Source organism: Cupriavidus respiraculi (assembly GCF_914271545.1).
Lineage (GTDB): Bacteria > Pseudomonadota > Gammaproteobacteria > Burkholderiales > Burkholderiaceae > Cupriavidus > Cupriavidus respiraculi.
Genome location: NZ_CAJZAH010000002.1, coordinates 1,484,445 through 1,500,531 on the forward strand (window position 1 = coordinate 1,484,445; position 16,087 = coordinate 1,500,531).

General features: G+C 70.9%; 12 protein-coding genes and 1 riboswitch. Of the genes, 2 read left to right on the plus strand and 10 right to left on the minus strand.

The window, feature by feature from the left end; genetic code table 11:
- Window positions 1–21: 21 nt before the first annotated feature.
- The 5 genes from LDO27_RS14600 to LDO27_RS14620 all read right to left on the minus strand — a co-directional run bounded on the left by LDO27_RS14600 (window position 22) and on the right by LDO27_RS14620 (window position 6,388).
- Window positions 22–234, minus strand: a complete 213-nt coding sequence (locus LDO27_RS14600; protein WP_222202643.1) for an acetyl-CoA carboxylase biotin carboxyl carrier protein subunit — start codon at window positions 232–234, stop codon at window positions 22–24.
- A complete protein-coding gene (locus LDO27_RS14605; protein WP_224042402.1) occupies window positions 234–1,655 on the minus strand; it encodes an acetyl-CoA carboxylase biotin carboxylase subunit in 1,422 nt (473 codons plus the stop codon). Before LDO27_RS14605 ends, LDO27_RS14600 begins: the two co-directional genes overlap by 1 nt.
- Complete coding sequence (locus tag LDO27_RS14610) at window positions 1,652–3,751, minus strand: acetate--CoA ligase family protein (protein WP_224042403.1); 2,100 nt, start codon at window positions 3,749–3,751, stop codon at window positions 1,652–1,654. The genes LDO27_RS14605 and LDO27_RS14610 overlap by 4 nt, the downstream gene beginning before the upstream one ends.
- A gap of 13 nt (window positions 3,752–3,764) precedes the next feature.
- Window positions 3,765–4,775 (minus strand): tripartite tricarboxylate transporter substrate binding protein, encoded by a 1,011-nt coding sequence (locus LDO27_RS14615; RefSeq protein ID WP_224042405.1) that lies wholly within the window; start codon window positions 4,773–4,775, stop codon window positions 3,765–3,767.
- Window positions 4,776–4,840: 65 nt separating this feature from the next.
- Window positions 4,841–6,388 carry an acyl-CoA carboxylase subunit beta gene (locus LDO27_RS14620; protein ID WP_224042407.1) on the minus strand — a complete coding sequence of 516 codons (1,548 nt, stop codon included), beginning with the start codon at window positions 6,386–6,388 and terminating at the stop codon, window positions 4,841–4,843.
- 173 nt (window positions 6,389–6,561) lie between these two features.
- On the opposite strand from LDO27_RS14620, the gene LDO27_RS14625 reads away from it, so the two are divergent.
- Window positions 6,562–8,295 (plus strand): sigma-54 interaction domain-containing protein, encoded by a 1,734-nt coding sequence (locus LDO27_RS14625; protein ID WP_222202650.1) that lies wholly within the window; start codon window positions 6,562–6,564, stop codon window positions 8,293–8,295.
- A gap of 176 nt (window positions 8,296–8,471) precedes the next feature.
- Here the strand turns inward: LDO27_RS14625 and LDO27_RS14630 are convergent, their stop codons facing one another.
- The 5 genes from LDO27_RS14630 to thiC form a co-directional block, all read right to left on the minus strand.
- The gene (locus LDO27_RS14630; RefSeq protein WP_224042409.1) at window positions 8,472–9,620 is read right to left on the minus strand and encodes a thiamine phosphate synthase; all 1,149 of its coding nucleotides are present in this window, start codon (window positions 9,618–9,620) and stop codon (window positions 8,472–8,474) included.
- Complete coding sequence (locus LDO27_RS14635; protein ID WP_224042410.1) at window positions 9,617–10,453, minus strand: thiazole synthase; 837 nt, start codon at window positions 10,451–10,453, stop codon at window positions 9,617–9,619. Before LDO27_RS14635 ends, LDO27_RS14630 begins: the two co-directional genes overlap by 4 nt.
- A 4-nt stretch (window positions 10,454–10,457) precedes the next feature.
- Window positions 10,458–10,655 (minus strand): sulfur carrier protein ThiS, encoded by a 198-nt coding sequence (gene thiS, locus LDO27_RS14640; protein ID WP_222203269.1) that lies wholly within the window; start codon window positions 10,653–10,655, stop codon window positions 10,458–10,460.
- 16 nt (window positions 10,656–10,671) lie between these two features.
- Window positions 10,672–11,856, minus strand: coding sequence for an FAD-dependent oxidoreductase (locus LDO27_RS14645; protein WP_222202665.1), 1,185 nt, complete (start codon window positions 11,854–11,856; stop codon window positions 10,672–10,674).
- 117 nt (window positions 11,857–11,973) lie between these two features.
- A complete protein-coding gene (gene thiC, locus LDO27_RS14650; RefSeq protein WP_224042411.1) occupies window positions 11,974–13,866 on the minus strand; it encodes a phosphomethylpyrimidine synthase ThiC in 1,893 nt (630 codons plus the stop codon).
- Window positions 13,867–13,990: 124 nt separating this feature from the next.
- Window positions 13,991–14,092: riboswitch (TPP riboswitch) on the minus strand.
- Window positions 14,093–14,324: 232 nt separating this feature from the next.
- Here thiC and LDO27_RS14655 point away from each other — a divergent pair.
- Window positions 14,325–16,022: an acyl-CoA dehydrogenase family protein gene (locus LDO27_RS14655; protein WP_224042413.1), complete on the plus strand. Its 1,698-nt coding sequence runs from the start codon at window positions 14,325–14,327 to the stop codon at window positions 16,020–16,022.
- The last annotated feature ends 65 nt before the right edge of the window (window positions 16,023–16,087 follow it).

Genomic DNA, 16,087 nt, shown 5'->3' on the forward strand with positions numbered 1-16,087 from the left:
ACCGCTTCCTCAGTGAAGTCCTCAGACTAGTTCCATGACGACCTGGCCCTCGGCCACGGCGTCGCCGGGCTGGACCAGGATGGCTTTGACGACGCCCGCGTGCTCGGATTCCAGCGGAATCTCCATCTTCATCGATTCGATCATCATCACGGCGTCGCCGGCCGCAATGGTAGCGCCAACCGCGACATCGACGGCACAAACATGGCCGCTCACGACGGCTTCGATCTGGATCATCAGGCAACCTCTCTGGAATGGGGAATGGTGGAAAGGGCGGCGTCGGCGGGCGCCGGCGCGGCCAGCACGCGCTGCGCGAGCGCGGTATCGATGCGGCCCGCGCGGAAGTCCTCGTGCGCCAGCACGCGCTGGATGAACGGGATATTGGTCTTGACGCCGGCGACCGCGAAGTCGTCCAGCGCCGCGGCCAGGCGCGCGATGGCGTCGGCGCGGTCGGCGCCGGTGGCGATGACCTTGGCCAGCATCGGGTCGTAGAACGACGTGACGGCGGCGCCTTCGCCATAGCCGGTTTCCACGCGCACGCCCTCGTGCGCGGGCGGGCGGAACACCGTCAGCGGTCCCGGCGACGGCAGGAAGCGCACCGGGTCCTCGGCATAGACGCGCGCCTCGATCGCGTGGCCGCGCGCGGGAATCTCGGCGGGCAGCACCGCGTCGATGCGTTCCCCGCGCGCCAGCCGGATCTGCGCGGCGACGATGTCGATGCCGGTGACCTGCTCGGTGACCGCGTGCTCGACCTGCAGCCGCGTATTGAGCTCGAGAAAGGCAAAGCCGGTCTCGGGCGTGTAGAGCATCTCGACGGTGCCGATCACGTCGTAGCCGATGCCGCCCAGCAGCGTGGCCAGCTCCGCGCCCATGGCGCGCACCGCCTCGTCGGGCAGTCCCGGCGCGCGCGCCTCCTCGATGACCTTCTGGTGGCGCCGCTGCACCGAGCAATCGCGCTCCCACAGGATGCGCACGCCGCCATGGCGGTCGGCCAGCACCTGGAATTCGATATGCCGCGGCCGCTCGACCAGCCGCTCCAGATAGAGCTCGGCCTGGCCGAAGCTGCGCTGCGCGACCGAGCGCGCGCGCTGCCAGGCCGCGGCCAGCTCCGCGGGCGCGTGCACCGGCAGCATGCCGATGCCGCCGCCCCCGCCGGCCGGCTTGATCAGCACCGGGTAGCCGATCTCGGCCGCCGCGCGCGCCACCACGTCCATGTCGTCGGGCAGCACCGGCGAGCTGCGCGCCATCGGCATGCCGTGCGCGGCCATCAGCGTGCGCGCCTCGGTCTTGTGGCCAAGGCGCCGGATCCAGTGCGGCGACGGGCCGATGAAGCAAAGCCCCGCGGCCTCGACCCGTTCCGCGAAGCCGGCGTTCTCGGACAGGAAGCCATAGCCGGGATGCACGCCGTCGGCGCCGTGCTCACGCGCGATGCGCAACAGCTTGTCCTGGTCCAGATAGCTCTGCAGCGGCGCGGACGCGCCCAGCGGCACGCTGACCGTGGCCCTGGCCAGATAGGGCAGGCCGGCATCGGCGTCGGCGTAGACCGCGATCGATTCGATGCCCAGCGCATCGAGCGCGCGGATCACGCGCGCGGCCACCGCGCCGCGGTTGGCGACCAGCACGCGGCGCAGCGTCGTCGTCCTCGTCGGTGCGTTCATGCCGCCTCCCCATGCGCGATCACCACGGCATCGACCAGCACCGGCGCGGCATCGCCGCGCGGCACGATCACCGGGTTGGCGTCCACCGACGCGACGCGGCCGTTCGCACCCGCGAACCAGTCGCCCAGCCGCACCAGCAGCGCGGCGAGCCGGTCCACGTCGACCGCCTCCATGCCGCGCACCGGACCGAAGGCGCGGGCGATATGCAGCCGGCCGATGGCCTCGCGCGCCTGCGCGACGGTGAAGGGCGCGAGCAGGAACTGCACGTCGTCCAGCGCCTCGACCAGCACGCCGCCGTGCCCCACCATCACCACCGGACCGTAGATGGCGTCCAGATGCGCCCCCACCGCCAGCTCGAAGGCGCCTTTGTGCTGGCGCGCCAGCAGCACGCCGCCGTGGCGCACGCCCAGCCGGTGCAGGATGGCCTCCATCTCGGCAAAGGCCGCCAACGCCTCGCCCTCGCTGTTCACGTTCAGGCGGACCAGGCCATGCTCGGACTTGTGCGTGAGGTCGGACGACACGCCCTTGACCACCAGCGGAAAGCCCAGCTCCGCCACCGCCCGCCTGACCTCGCGCTCGTCGCGGCAGCAGCGGTGCGCCACCGCCGGCAGCCCGGCGTCGGCCAGCAGCGCGAGGCTGTGGACCTCGTCCAGCGCACGGGCTTCGCCTGCGTGCGGGACGGCCGCGGCGGCCGCACGCGGCGCGCCTTGCAGCGCGGCCTCGCGCGCCTGTGTGTACTGCGCCAGCATGCCCAGCGCGCGCATGGCCGCGCCTTCGCTCTCGAACACCGGCACGCCCTGCTTGCGGAACGCCTGCGCGACCCAGTCCTGGTTGGCGGCCACCGCCACCGGCACCCCGCTTTGCTGCGCGAAGCGGCCCGTCTGCGCCGAGAAGTCGTCGAAGTCGTAGCCTTCGCCGCCAATCGGGAAGCCGACGAAGATCATGTCCGCCTGGCGCTGCGCCGCGACGGCGTCGAGCGTGCGGCCGTAGATCTGCGGCTGGCCCAGCAGCGCCGTGGTCATGTCGATGGGATTGCGCGCGGACACATAGGCCGGCAGCACCTCGCGCAGCGCGGCGACACCCGGGGCGTCGAACTCGCACAGCGCCAGGCCCCGCTCCTCGGCGGCATCGGCGGCCAGGACGCACGTCGCGCCCGAATTGCTGATCGCCACCACCTTGCGCCCGCGCGGACGCTGCCCGCCCAGGAAGATCTGGCTGTACTGCGCCAGGTCGCGGAAGTCGGACACGCGCACGATGCCGTGCTGGCGCAGGAAGGCGTCGGCCAGCGCGTCCTCGCCGGCGAGCGCGCCGGTGTGCGAGCTGGCGGTGAGCTGACCGGCGCGCGTGCGCCCCGCCTTGACGGCCAGGATCGGCAGGTCCCGCTCGTGCGCGAGCCGCGCGGCCTCGGCCAGCACCTCCGGGTCCTTCAGCGATTCGATATACAGCAGCATCACGCGGATATCGTCGTCGTGCGCGATCGCGCGCAGCATCTCGGCGGCGGTGATGTCCGCCTCGTTGCCGGTGGCGACCATGTAGCGCACGCCCACGCCCATGCCGCGCAGGCCGCCGTAGACGATGGACGAGCCGGCGCCGCTCTGGCTGACCACGGCCACCGGGCCGTCGAGCCCGGGCGCCTCGTTGATCATCGTCGAGAAATGCAGGATGGCGCCGCTGCGGAAGTTCGCCACGCCCTGCGTGTTGGGCCCGAACAGCCGCAGCCCCCCGGCGCGGGCGCGCTCGACCAGCCGCCGCTGCTGCGCGGCGCCCTCCTCGCCGAGTTCGGCGAAGCCCGAGGAGTAGATCACCGCGGCGCGCGCGCCCACCGCCAGGCACTGGTCGATGGCGCCCTCCACCTCCTGTCCCGCCACGCTGATCACCACCACGTCGGGCGCCTCGGGCACCTTGGCCAGTTCGGCGAAGGCCGGCAGCCCCTGGATCGTCGCGCGGTTCGGGTTGACCGGGTAGATGCCGCCGGCAAAGCCGTGGCGGCGCATGTAGTCGATGGGCCGGCCGCCCGCCTTGATGGCGTTGTCCGAGGCGCCGAGGATGGCCACCGAGCGGGGCGAGAGCAGCTGCAGCAGCGCGTCGGGTTGCATGTGGCTGGCCATCTCAATCCACCTTGACGTTGGCTTCGGTGGCCACGCGCTTCCATTTCGCGAGTTCGGATTGCACGAACGTGCCGAACTGGTCCGCCGTCATGGTGCCCGGCGAGGTGCCGCTTTCGGCGAGATTGGCCTTCGCCTCCGCGGTGTTCATGCTGGCCACCGCGGCGCGGTTGAGCCGCTCGACCATGCCCTTGGGCAGGTTCGCCGGGCCGTAGAAGCCGATCCACGTGATGGCCTCGTAGCCGTTCACGCCCTGCTCCGCGATGGTCGGCACATTGGGCAGCGCCTCGCTGCGCTTGGCCGAGGTCACGCCGATGGCCTTGACCTTGCCCTCCTTGACCAGCGGCGCCATCGTCATCACGTCATGGAACAGCGCCGGGATCTGGCCGCCCAGCAGGTCGGCCATCGCGGGCGTCGCCCCCTTGTACGGGATATGCACGATGGGCGCCTTGGTCATCAGCTTGAGCAGTTCTCCGGACATGTGCGTCGCGCCCCCGATGCTGGACGAGCCGTAGGACAGCCCCTCCTTCTGCTTCTTCGCGTAGGTCAGGAACTCGGGCAGGTTCGACGCCGGCACGTTGTTGTTGACCACCAGCAGATTGGGGGTGGTAGCCAGCAGCGCGATCGGCGTGAAGTCCTTGGCCGCGTCGTACGGCAGCTTCGCCCGCACCGCGGGGTTGATCACATGGTGGGTGGCCGAGACCAGCAGCGTGTAGCCGTCCGGCGTCGCGCGCGCGGCCATCTCGGTGCCGATCTGGCCGCTGGCGCCGGCGCGGTTTTCCACCACGAAGGACTGCTTGAACTGCGTCTGCATGTCCCTGGCGATGCGGCGCGCCAGCACGTCGGTCATGCCGCCGGCGGGAAACGGCACGATGATCGTGACGGGCTTCTGCGGCCAGTTGTCCTGCGCGAGCGCGCTGGCGGAGGGAGCCAGCGCGGCCGCGGCCACGATGGCGGCGGCAAGGGCCGCATGGCGCGGGCGACGGATGAAGCGGTTGGCGTGTTGGTTGGACAAGATGGTCTCCTCTGTTGTTATGTGTGCGCGGATGCGTACCGTGCGTGGGCGCATCCGAGCGTCCGCTACGGACGGATGCCGAACTTGCGCACGCCCGGTTCGCGCAGCGGCGCGGCCAGATTGGCGAACTCGCACAGCAGCGAGCGCGTCTCCCGCGGATCGATGATGTCTTCCACCACGAACGCCTCGGCGCTGCGGAACGGCGAGGTCAGGCTGCGCACGCGCTGCTCGATCTCGGCGCGCTTTTGCACCGGATCGTCGGCGCCTTCGATCTCGGCCTTGTAGGCCACCTCCAGCCCGCCCTCGATGGGCAGCGAGCCCCAGTTGCCGGAGGGCCAGGCGTAGCGGAAATTGAAGCGCCCCATGTGCTGGTGGCCGGCTGCAGCCACGCCATAGGCGCGGCGCAGGATGATCGAGCACCACGGCACGGTGGCCTGGTAGACCGCCGCCAGCGCGCGCACGCCGTAGCGCATGGTGCCGGCCTTCTCGGCCTCGAGGCCGATCTGGAAGCCCGCGATATCGACCAGGTTCACCACCGGCAGATGGAAGACCTCCGCCAGGTCGACGAAGCGCGTGAATTTCTCCGCGGTGGGGCCGTCCCAGCCGCCGCCGTAGAAGTACGGGTCGCTCGCCACCACCGCCACCGGCCAGCCGTCGATGCGGGCCAGACCCGTGACGATGGCACGGCCCCAGTGCTTGCCGACCTCCAGGAAGGAATCGGTGTCCACCAGCGACTGCACGATGGGGCGGATCTTGTAGACCGCGCGCGGATCGCGCGGAATGGCCGACAGCAGCCATTCGTCGCGCCGCCCGGGGTCGTCCGTGGGTTCGCGCCGCGGCGGCAGTTCGTGCACCGAGCTGGGCAGATAGGACAGGAACTGGCGCGCGCGCGCGAAGCCCTCTTCCTCGCTGGCCACCTCGTCGTCCACCACACCGTTGCGCGTATGGATATGGCTGCCGCCCAGCTCGTTCTTCTCCAGGTGCTGGCCGATGCGGGCCACCACCGGCGGCCCGGCGTTGAACAGTTGCGCGGTGCCCTTGACCATCAGCGAGTAGTGACTGGCCGCGACGCGCGCCGCGCCCATGCCGGCCACCGAGCCCAACGCCAGCGACACCACCGGCACCACCGACATGTTCTCCACCACGTGCTGCCACACCTTCATGGTCGGGATCAGCGTATGGCCCTTCGTCTCGATATTGCGCACCGAGCCGCCGCCGCCGGTGCCGTCCACCAGCCGCACCATCGGCACGCGCAGGTCGCGCGCCATCTTCTCGGCATGGATGAGCTTGTCGCCGACCGCGCCGTCGTTGGCGCCGCCGCGCACGGTGAAGTCGTCGCCGACCAGCACCACGGGGCGGCCCTCGACGCGGGCGCGGCCCATGATCAGGTTCGACGGCGTCAGATCGACCAGCTTGCCGTTGCTGTCGTAGTGGCCGCTGCCGCTGAGCGCGCCCACCTCGCGGAAGCTCCCGGCATCGGCCAGCGCGTCGATCCGCTCGCGCACGGTCAGCTTGCCGGCCGCCTTGTGGCGCTTGACCTTTTCCTCGCCGCCAAGGCGGGCGGCCAATTGCTTGCGATAGGCCAGTTCATCGATTTCGGGCTGCCACGACACGGGTTGTCTCCTGCATGTAGTTGTGTCCGCGCCCACCGGGCGCTCGGATATGGGCCATCACAACGCACCATCCGTGCCACGCCGCAAACCCTTGCCGGCATTGAGGTTTGCGGCGATGGCTGTTACTGTGACCGCGACAAGGACACAAGAATGTCCACGGTGGAGACAGCGATATGTCGTCAACAACGACACATGGGGGCGGCGGACCGAGTGTGCCGCCCCGGATCGGCGTGGTGGTGCTGACGCACGACGGCGCCCAGGTCGCCGCGTGCGGGGCCGGCGCCGACCCGGCGGTCGCCCATGCCGCGGTGGCGGCGTGGCAGCACGCCGCGAGCGTCGCGGCGGGGAACGGGAAGGCGGACGACGGCGCGGGCCGGCTGTTCGAGGTGCCCGCGTCCGCGGCGGGCCAGGGCTACCTGGGCCTCGCGCTGGAGGACGAGGCGCACCGGCTGCTGCTGCTGCATCCCGCCGGCAACGGCACGGCGCTGTTCGATTTCCTCGCGGCGGTGCCGTTTGCCGGGGCCATCCTCGACCATTTCATCACCAACCCCTACCAGGCCATCACGGTGGCGGACCGCGACGGGCGCATGCGCTATATGAGCCCGGTCCACGAGGCATTCCTCGGCCTGCGCCCGGGCGAGGGGCGCGGGCTGCCCGCCGAGCAGGTCATTCCCAATTCGCGGCTGGCGCAGGTGGCCGCCAGCGGAAAGGCCGAGATCGGCCAGTTGCAGCGGATGAACGGCGTCACGCGCGTGGTCAACCGCATTCCCATCGTGCGCGATGGCGAGGTGCTCGGCGCCATCGGCCAGGTCCTGTTCAAGGAGCCGGAGGCGATTGCCCGCATGCACCGCGAGGTCACGGAGCTGCGCTCGCAGGTGGCGCACTACCGCCGCGAGCTCGACGGCCTGCGCGGCCGCGACAGTGCCACCGGCATGCTGATCGGCGACAGCGCGCCGATGCAGCGGCTGCGGCGCGAGATCGAGACGGTGGCGCGGCTGGACGTGCCGGTGCTGGTGCTGGGCGAGAGCGGCACCGGCAAGGAACTGGTGGCGCGCGCCATCCATGGCGCGAGCCGCGCGCTTGACGGCAAGCCGCTGGTCAGCCTGAACCTGGCCGCGCTGCCGGCCACGTTGATCGAAGCCGAACTGTTCGGCCATGTGGGCGGCGCCTTTACCGGCAGCCACCGCAACGGCCAGGTCGGCAAGCTCGAACAGGCGGCCGGCGGCACGCTGTTTCTCGACGAGGTCGCCGATATCCCGATGGAGATGCAGGTCAAGCTGTTGCGGGTGCTGGAGGACCATCTGGTCGAGCGCCTGGGCGCGCGGCAGGCGCGGCGCGTGGAGTTCCGGCTGGTGGCCGCGACCAATCGCGATATCCAGGCGCTGATCGACGCCGGGCGCTTCCGGCTGGACCTGTACTACCGGCTCAGCGGCGTGGTGCTGCGCATTCCGGCCCTGCGGCAGCGGCGCGAGGATATTCCGGCACTGCTGCACCATTTCGTGCGGGGCTTTTGCGAGCGCAACGGCGTGCCGGTGCCGTCGATCGCGCCGGAGGTGGCGCGCCATCTGGCCGAGCGGCCATGGCCGGGCAATGTGCGGCAGTTGCGGCAGAAGATCGAGGAAGCGCTGGTGTTCTGCGATGGCCGCGCGCTACGGGCGGCCGACTTCGCGCGCGGCGAGGAGTTGCCGGCCCCCGCCGAAGCCGGGCGGCATTTTCCGCTGGCGCCGGTGGCGCAGCCGGACGACGAGGCGATATCGGGCGCCCCCGCCGGGTTGCGCGATCTGGCGTATGACGCGGTGGTGGAGGCCGTGGCGCGCCACGGCGGCAACAAGAAGCGGGCGGCGGAGCAACTGCGGATCTCGCGCTCGCACCTTTACAAGATTCTGGAGAGGGGGCGCGGGGGGTAGGGTGTGCGGGCGGCGGGAGGATGGCGGGCGGTCACCCTCACCTCCGGCCCCTGTCCCGCGCGCGGGACAGGGGAGCGAACCCGCAGCGATTCCACATCCGACGGTGTGCTCCCCTCTCCCGCCAGCGGGAGAGGGGGGGTGAGGGTGAGGGCGAAAGCCCGCCATCCCCAAGACATTCAAACCGCGACAGCATCCCCCGGAAACAACGCCAGCAAACCCTCCACCGCGGCCGGCACGTCGCTCGCCTCGGTGATCGCCCGCACCACCGCCGCGCTGCCCACGCCTTCGGCCAGCACCTGCGGCAGATTGTCCGCGTTGACGCCCCCAATGCCCACCAGCGACGGCACCTGCCCACGCATCAGCCGCGTATAGGCATGAAAGCGCCCCAACCCCTGCGGCGCGGTCGGCATCACCTTGGTGGTAGTCGGGAAGATCGCGCCCAATGCCAGATAGCTGGGCCGCAGCGGCGCCACGCGCAGCATCTCGGCATAGCCGTGGGTCGATACGCCCAGCCACAGCCCGGACTTGCGCAGCGCGGGCAGGTCGGCCTCGTCCAGATCCTCCTGTCCCAGATGGATGCCGTCGATGCCGCTGCCCGGCCCATGCTCGGCGTGATAGTCGAGCGCGGCGCGCCAGTGGTCGTTGATGAACAGCCGCGACCCGGTGCCGCGCACCGCCCGCGCCGCGCGCGCGATCTGCTCGCGCACCGCGTTGGGGTCGTCCGACTTGAAGCGCAGCTGCAGCGTCGGAATGCCCAACTGCGCCACCCGCTCGATCCAGTCCGCGTTCGGCAGCACGGCATAGAGGCCGAGGCGCTGCGGGCACGGCGGGAACGGTTCGGCCCGCGCCTCGGGCGCGACCAGCGCGGCATGGCGCACGCGCGGAAAGCGCGCGAATTCGTCCGGCCAGTCCAGCGTGCCCGAACGCCATGCGCGGGCCAGGCACAGCGCGTCGTGCGCGGGGAAATGCAGCGACAGGCAGGCCAGCAGCACCGCGACGAAGGCGGGGGAATGCGGGGTGTCGCCGTCGGCCGCACCGCCGAAGACCCAGGTGCCCATTGGCGAGCGCACGGTGTCGATCCACTGGCCGCCTTCGCGGTCGGTCTCGATCAGCGTCGCGCCGGCCGCGGCCACGCGGTCCAGCGCCGCGCCGTCCGCCTCGCCGTCGAGCAGCAGCACATCGGCCGCGCCCAGGGTGGCGGGCGCATCCGGCAGGCGCCAGGCGCGCCACGGCGTCTCGTTGGCGCCGAAGGTGGCGGCATGGCGGGCCAGCACTTCGGCGTGCAGCGCCGCGTCGGCGGCGGCGGGCACGGGCTGGCGCGTCATGCGTGGCCCTCCTGCGTCTCGGCGTGCCAGAACGGCATGCCGACCACCGGCGTGCTGGCCTGCGCGATTTCGCGCTCGGGCATCGGACCGGCGAGGAACGCGGTGCGCCCGGCCTCGACCGCCTGCGCGAACGCGCGGGCCATCTGCACCGGATAGGCGGCCTGCGCGACCGCGGTGTTCAGCAGCACGCCGTCGTAGCCCCATTCCAGTACCTGGGCCGCGTGCGACGGCAGGCCCAGGCCCGCGTCGACGATCAGCGGCGTATCGGGCAGGCGCTCGCGCAGCACGCGCATCGCGTGCGGATTGACCGCGCCCTTGCCGGTGCCGATCGGCGCGGCCCACGGCATCAGCGCCTGGCAGCCCACGTCCAGCAGGCGGCGGCACAGCACCAGGTCCTCGGTGCAGTACGGCAGCACCTTGAAGCCTTCCTTGATCAGCACCTCGGCCACCGACGGCAGGTTCAGCGTATCGGGCTGCAGCGTGTAGTCGTCGCCGACCACCTCCAGCTTGATCCAGTCCGTCTCGAACACCTCCCGCGCCATCATCGCGGTGGTGATGGCCTCCTGCGGCGCCATGCAGCCGGCGGTATTGGGCAGCACCGGCACGTTCAGGCGCTTGAGCATCTGCCAGAACGCCTGGCCGCCCTCGCCCTCGCCCACCGCGCCCTGGCGGCGCAGCGCCACCGTCAGCATGGCAGGGCGCGAGATCTCGACCGCCGCCTGCAGCGTGGCCAGAGAGGGATAGCGCGCGGTGCCCAGCAGCAGCCGCGAATCGAACGACTGGCCGTACAGCACGAACGGATCGCGCGCTGCATCGGAGGGTTGGAATGTCATCGGATCAGCCTCCGGTCACGGGTTGTACGAGGTCCAGCCGATCGCCGTCGGCCAGCGGGGTCGCCGCGTGCGCCGCGCGCGGCACGAACTGGCCGTTGAGCGCGGCGGCGAAGGGCGGCGGGATGTCGGCCGCCGCCACCGCCTCCGCCAGCGTGGCGGTATCGGCAAGGGTCAGCGGGCGGCCATTCAACAGGATTTCCATGGTCTCGGTATTCATCTCAATGCAAGACGGCACCGCCGCTCACCGGCGCGATCATGCCGGGCCAACGCGTGGCGGCGGGCACCATATGGGCGGCGGGGTCGTTGTCCAGCAGGGCCTGCACCACCTCGCACGCGGCCTCGGTGACCGCGGGGGCGATCAGGAAACCGTGGCGGTACAGGCCGTTGACGCGCACGATGCGGGCCTCCTGGTCGATATGGATGGCCGGCAGGTGGTCCGGGAGCGTCGGCCGCCGCTGCACGTTCAGCTCCAGCACCCGCGCCTCGCCGAAGGCGGGGTGCAGCGAATACGCGGCCGACAGCAGCTCCAGCGCGGAGCGCACGCTGACCGGCGAATCGTCCTCGCTCTCCAGTTCGGTGGCGCCGATCACGTACAGGTCGTTGGGCTTGGGCGCGATATAGATCGGATAGCGCGGATGGAGCATGCGCACCGGCCGGTGCAGCTTCACGTCGGGCGCATGCACGCGCACCACCTCGCCGCGCAGGCCGCGCAGGGCCGAGGCCGGCGGCGCATCGGCCGCGCCGGGGACGCCGGCCTGCCGCGCGGGCCATGCGGCGCGCGCACCCAGGCCGCGGCAATCCACCACCACGCCGGCGCGCACGCCAAGCCGCGGCAGGTCGCCGGCCTCGACCGCCCCGGCTTCCCAGACGCAATGCACGCCGTGGCCGACCACGCAGCTGAGCAGGGCGCGCAGCACCCCGCGGTTGTCCAGCTGCCCTTCCCCGGCCAGCAGCAGTCCCTGCGGGAAACGGCCGGCCAGTTCAGGCTCCAGCTGCGCGACGCCCGCGGCATCGAGCGCGCGCATGCGCGCGGCCACCAGTTCGGGCGGCGCCACCGCGCGCACGCGGCTGGTGAACATCGACATTTCGCCGCGGTCGCGCGCGTGCCACACCACCAGCGTGCCGTCCTCCTGGAAGAAGACTGGCTCGGGCAGTTGCGGAATCCACGCCCGCCACAGGTCCACGCTGGCGATGCCCAGATCTACGATGCGGCGCTCGGCAATGGCCGATTCGGCCAGCGGAGCCAGCATGGCGGCGGCCACATGGGCCGCCGCGCCGCTGCCGTCCGGCCCGGCCCGCTCCACCAGCGCCACGCGCTGGCCCTTGCGGGCAAGGAGCCAGGCCAGAAGGCGCCCCGACAGGCCTGCGCCGAGAATGGCGACGTCGAAAGACTGCTGTGTCATAGGGTGGATTGTGCCAGCCCCGGCGACCACGCCGCCAAAGGCCGGCCTGCGCTCCCTCGAAATGGCGGCCCGCGCCGGTCCGCCGCGCCTCGCGGCGGACCGTCTGCGCGGTGCGCGTCAGGAGTAGATCTTGCTGCCCTGCCGGACGAACTCGATCGACTTCTCCTGCATGCCCTGGGCCGGATCGGCCTTGAGCGAGGCGGCGTAGTCCCGCACGTCCTGCGTGATCTTCATCGAGCAGAACTTGGGTCCGCACATCGAGCAGAAGTGCGCGATCTTGGCGCCCTCGGCCGGCAGCGTGGCATCGTGGAAGGAACGCGCGCGCTCCGGATCGAGGCCCAGGTTGAACTGGTCCTCCCAGCGGAACTCGAAGCGCGCCTTCGACAGCGCGTTGTCGCGCAGCTGCGCGCCGGGCCAGCCCTTGGCCAGGTCCGCCGCGTGAGCCGCGATCTTGTAGGTGATGATGCCCTCGCGCACGTCTTCCTTGTCCGGCAGGCCCAGGTGCTCCTTGGGCGTGACGTAGCACAGCATGGCCGTGCCCATCCAGCCGATGTTCGCCGCGCCGATGCCGCTGGTGATGTGGTCGTAGCCCGGGGCGATATCGGTCACCAGCGGCCCCAGCGTATAGAAGGGAGCCTCGTAGCAGTGCTTCAGTTCCTCGTCCATGTTGGCCTGGATGCGCTGCAGCGGCACGTGGCCCGGACCTTCGATCATCACCTGCACGTCGTGCTTCCACGCCTTGGCGGTCAGCTCGCCCAGCGTGCGCAGCTCGCCGAACTGCGCCTCGTCGTTCGAGTCGGCGATGCAGCCGGGACGCAGGCCGTCGCCGAGGCTGAACGACACGTCGTAGGCCTTCATGATTTCGCAGATCTCGTCGAAATGCGTGTACAGGAAGTTTTCCTTGTGGTGGGCGAGGCACCACTTGGCCATGATAGAACCGCCGCGCGAGACGATGCCGGTGACGCGGTCGGCGGTGAGCGGCACGTAGCGCAGCAGCACGCCGGCGTGGATGGTGAAGTAGTCCACGCCCTGCTCGGCCTGCTCGATCAGCGTGTCGCGGAACATCTCCCACGTCAGGTCCTCGGCGATGCCGCCGGTCTTGTCCAGCGCCTGGTAGATCGGCACCGTGCCGATGGGCACCGGCGAATTGCGCAGGATCCATTCCCGGGTTTCATGGATGTGCTTGCCGGTGGACAGATCCATGATGGTGTCCGCGCCCCAGCGGATCGACCACACCATCTTCTCGACTTCCTCGGCCAGCGACGACGTCACCGCCGAGTTGCCCAGGTTGCCGTTGATCTTCACGCGGAAATTGCGGCCGATGGCCATCGGCTCCAGTTCCGTGTGGTTGATGTTGGCGGGGATGATGGCGCGGCCCGCGGCGACTTCCGCGCGCACGAACTCCGGCGTGATGTCCTCGGGTCGCAGCGGCAGGCCCGCGCCCAGCGCGTTGCCGGGATGCTGGCGCAGCAGCGCCTTGTACTCGGGCTTGTCGTACAGGGCCTGCAGGTTCAGCGATTCGCGCAGCGCCACGAATTCCATCTCGGGCGTGATGATGCCGCGGCGGGCATAGTGCATCTGCGAGACGTTCGCGCCCGCCTTGGCGCGGCGCGGATTGGTCAGCTGGGCAAAGCGCAGGTGGGCGGTGGCCGGGTCGTTGGCGCGGTCGCGCCCGTACTCGGACGACAGGCCGGGCAGCACCTCGGTGTCGCCCCGCTCCTCGATCCACTTGGCCCGCACCGGCGCCAGCCCGGCCTTCAGGTCGATATGCACGTCGGGGTCGCTGTACGGACCCGAGGTGTCGTACACGGGGATCGGCGGATTCGCCATCTCGCCCTGCTCGGTGCGCGTGGAGGTCTGCAGGATGGTGCGCAGCGGCGCGCGGATGTCCGGGCGGCTGCCGACCAGATAGGTCTTGCTCGATGCGGGATAGGCGAACTTCTGGTCCAGATCGCTGGCGAGCGATTCGAAGGAAGCGGCGGGGGCGTGGTTTGCGGTATTGCGGGCCATGGATGTCGTCCTCTCTCTTGCGGGGATGGACGAAACCAGGAGTTCTGGGAGCATGTCCGGGCCGGATTGCGCGCGAGGTGCAAGGTGGCCGCGCCGGAAGCATGTGCCTGGGAAGGCAGAACTGTGCGGTCTTCATGAAACTTCCCACGCCGGTACTAACCGGATCGGGTTCGAAGGGACTCTCTCAGCCGCGCGGCCCATCCGCACGGCACCCCTGTTTCATCCAACGGGGTGAATTTAAGCACAAGCCCCTGCGCCGCGCCAGCACGGATTGACGCACGACAGCGATGCATCGGCGTAAGGAATCGGCTTGCTGCGCCGCACGATCGGCAGCCCGTGGGCACGCCGGCGCACAAATTGGTCCGCATGGGCGCGCATCCAAGGGCACACCACCCTGCCCGCGAGGCGGCCGTTGCCCTACCATGCAGCCAGGGCACCAGACCCGGCAAGGAGACTCCATGACCAGCGCATCCTTCGCAGACCCCGCCGACCAACCCGCCACGCACCGCGTCTTCAACCAGGTGCCGGACCTGTCCGGCTACAACCTCTTCGACATCGACGCCGCGCTGCGCGGCGCGCTGGAGCGCCTGGGCGGCGGCTGGCATGCCGGCGCGCTGCACCGCTTCGGCGCGACGCTCGGCCAGCCGGAAGTGATGGCGTGGGCCGCGCGGGCCAACCGGCTCGAACCCGAGCTGCATACGCACGACCGCACCGGCGAACGCGTCGACCGGGTGGACTTCGACACCAGCTGGCACGCGCTGCTGTCGCTGCTGCGCGGAGAACAGCTGCAGGCGCTGCCGTTCGCGCAGCCGCGCGCCGGGGCATGGGCCGCGCGCACCGCCGGCTACTTCCTGCAGGCGCAGATCGAGTCGGGCACGCTGTGCCCCACCACCATGACCTTCGCCAGCATCCCGGTGCTGCGCCGCGAAACGTCGCTGTTCGCCGAGCTCGAGCCCCGCCTCTATGGCACCGTCCACGACCCCCGCGACCTGCCCTGGCGCGACAAGCGCTCGGTGCTGATCGGCATGGGCATGACCGAGAAGCAGGGCGGCTCCGATGTGCGCGCCAACACCACCGTCGCGCGCGCCGTGCGTGGCGAGGGCCGCGGCGCGGAATACGCGCTGACGGGGCACAAGTGGTTCTTCTCCGCGCCGATGTGCGACGCGCATCTGGTGGTGGCGCGCATGGGCGCCGAGGACGGGCCGCTGTCGTGCTTCTTCGTGCCGCGCTTTCGCGACGACGGCAGCCGCAACGCGGTGCAGATCCAGCGCCTGAAGAACAAGCTCGGCAACCGCTCCAACGCCAGCAGCGAGGTGGAATTCCGCGGCGCCACCGGCATCCTGATCGGCGAGGAAGGGCGCGGCATCCCGACCATCATCGAGATGGCCACCAATACCCGGCTGGACTGCGTGATCGGCAGCGCCGCGCTGCTGCGCGCGGCGCTGGTGCAGGCGATCCACCATGCGCGCCACCGCATGGCCTTCGGCCGCCTGCTGGCGGACCAGCCGCTGATGCGCAACGTGCTGGCCGACCTCGCGCTGGAGAGCGAGGCCGCCACGCTGCTGACGATGGAACTGGCCCATGCCTTCGAGCATGCCGAGGGCGAGGCGGCCGATCCGGTCGCGGCGGCATGGAAGCGCATCGTCACCCCGGCGGCCAAGTTCTGGATCTGCAAGCGCACGCTGGAGGCCACCGGCGAGGCGATGGAAGTCTGGGGCGGCAACGGCTACGTCGAGGAAGGCCCCATGGCCCGCTTCTATCGCGAGGCACCGGTCAATTCCATCTGGGAGGGCTCGGGCAACATCATGTGCCTGGACGTGCTGCGCGCCATCCAGCGCAACCCGGACGACGCCATGCGGCTGCTGCACGATCTCGGCCAGCGCGCCGGCGGCCATGCGGCGGTACGCGCGGAACTGGCGTCGCTGCAGGCCATGCTGCGCGCCGCGCCGGAGGAGCAGGAGACGGCGGCCCGCCGCTTCGCGCAGGGGCTGGTGCTGACCGCGCAGGCGGCGCTGCTGCTGGCGCATGGCGATGGCGAGGTGGCGGAGACGTTTATCGCCAGCCGGCTGGGGCGGCAGCATGGGCGCGTGTTCGGCACGCTGGACGGCGGTGCGGCGGCGCTCGGGCGGCTGGTCGAGCGCGCGTGGCCGGTGTAGGGGCGCCGTGGGCGCCCGGTGGCCGCCCGGTCAGTACCCGGTAAGCCCGCGCCGCGCAAGGGCGC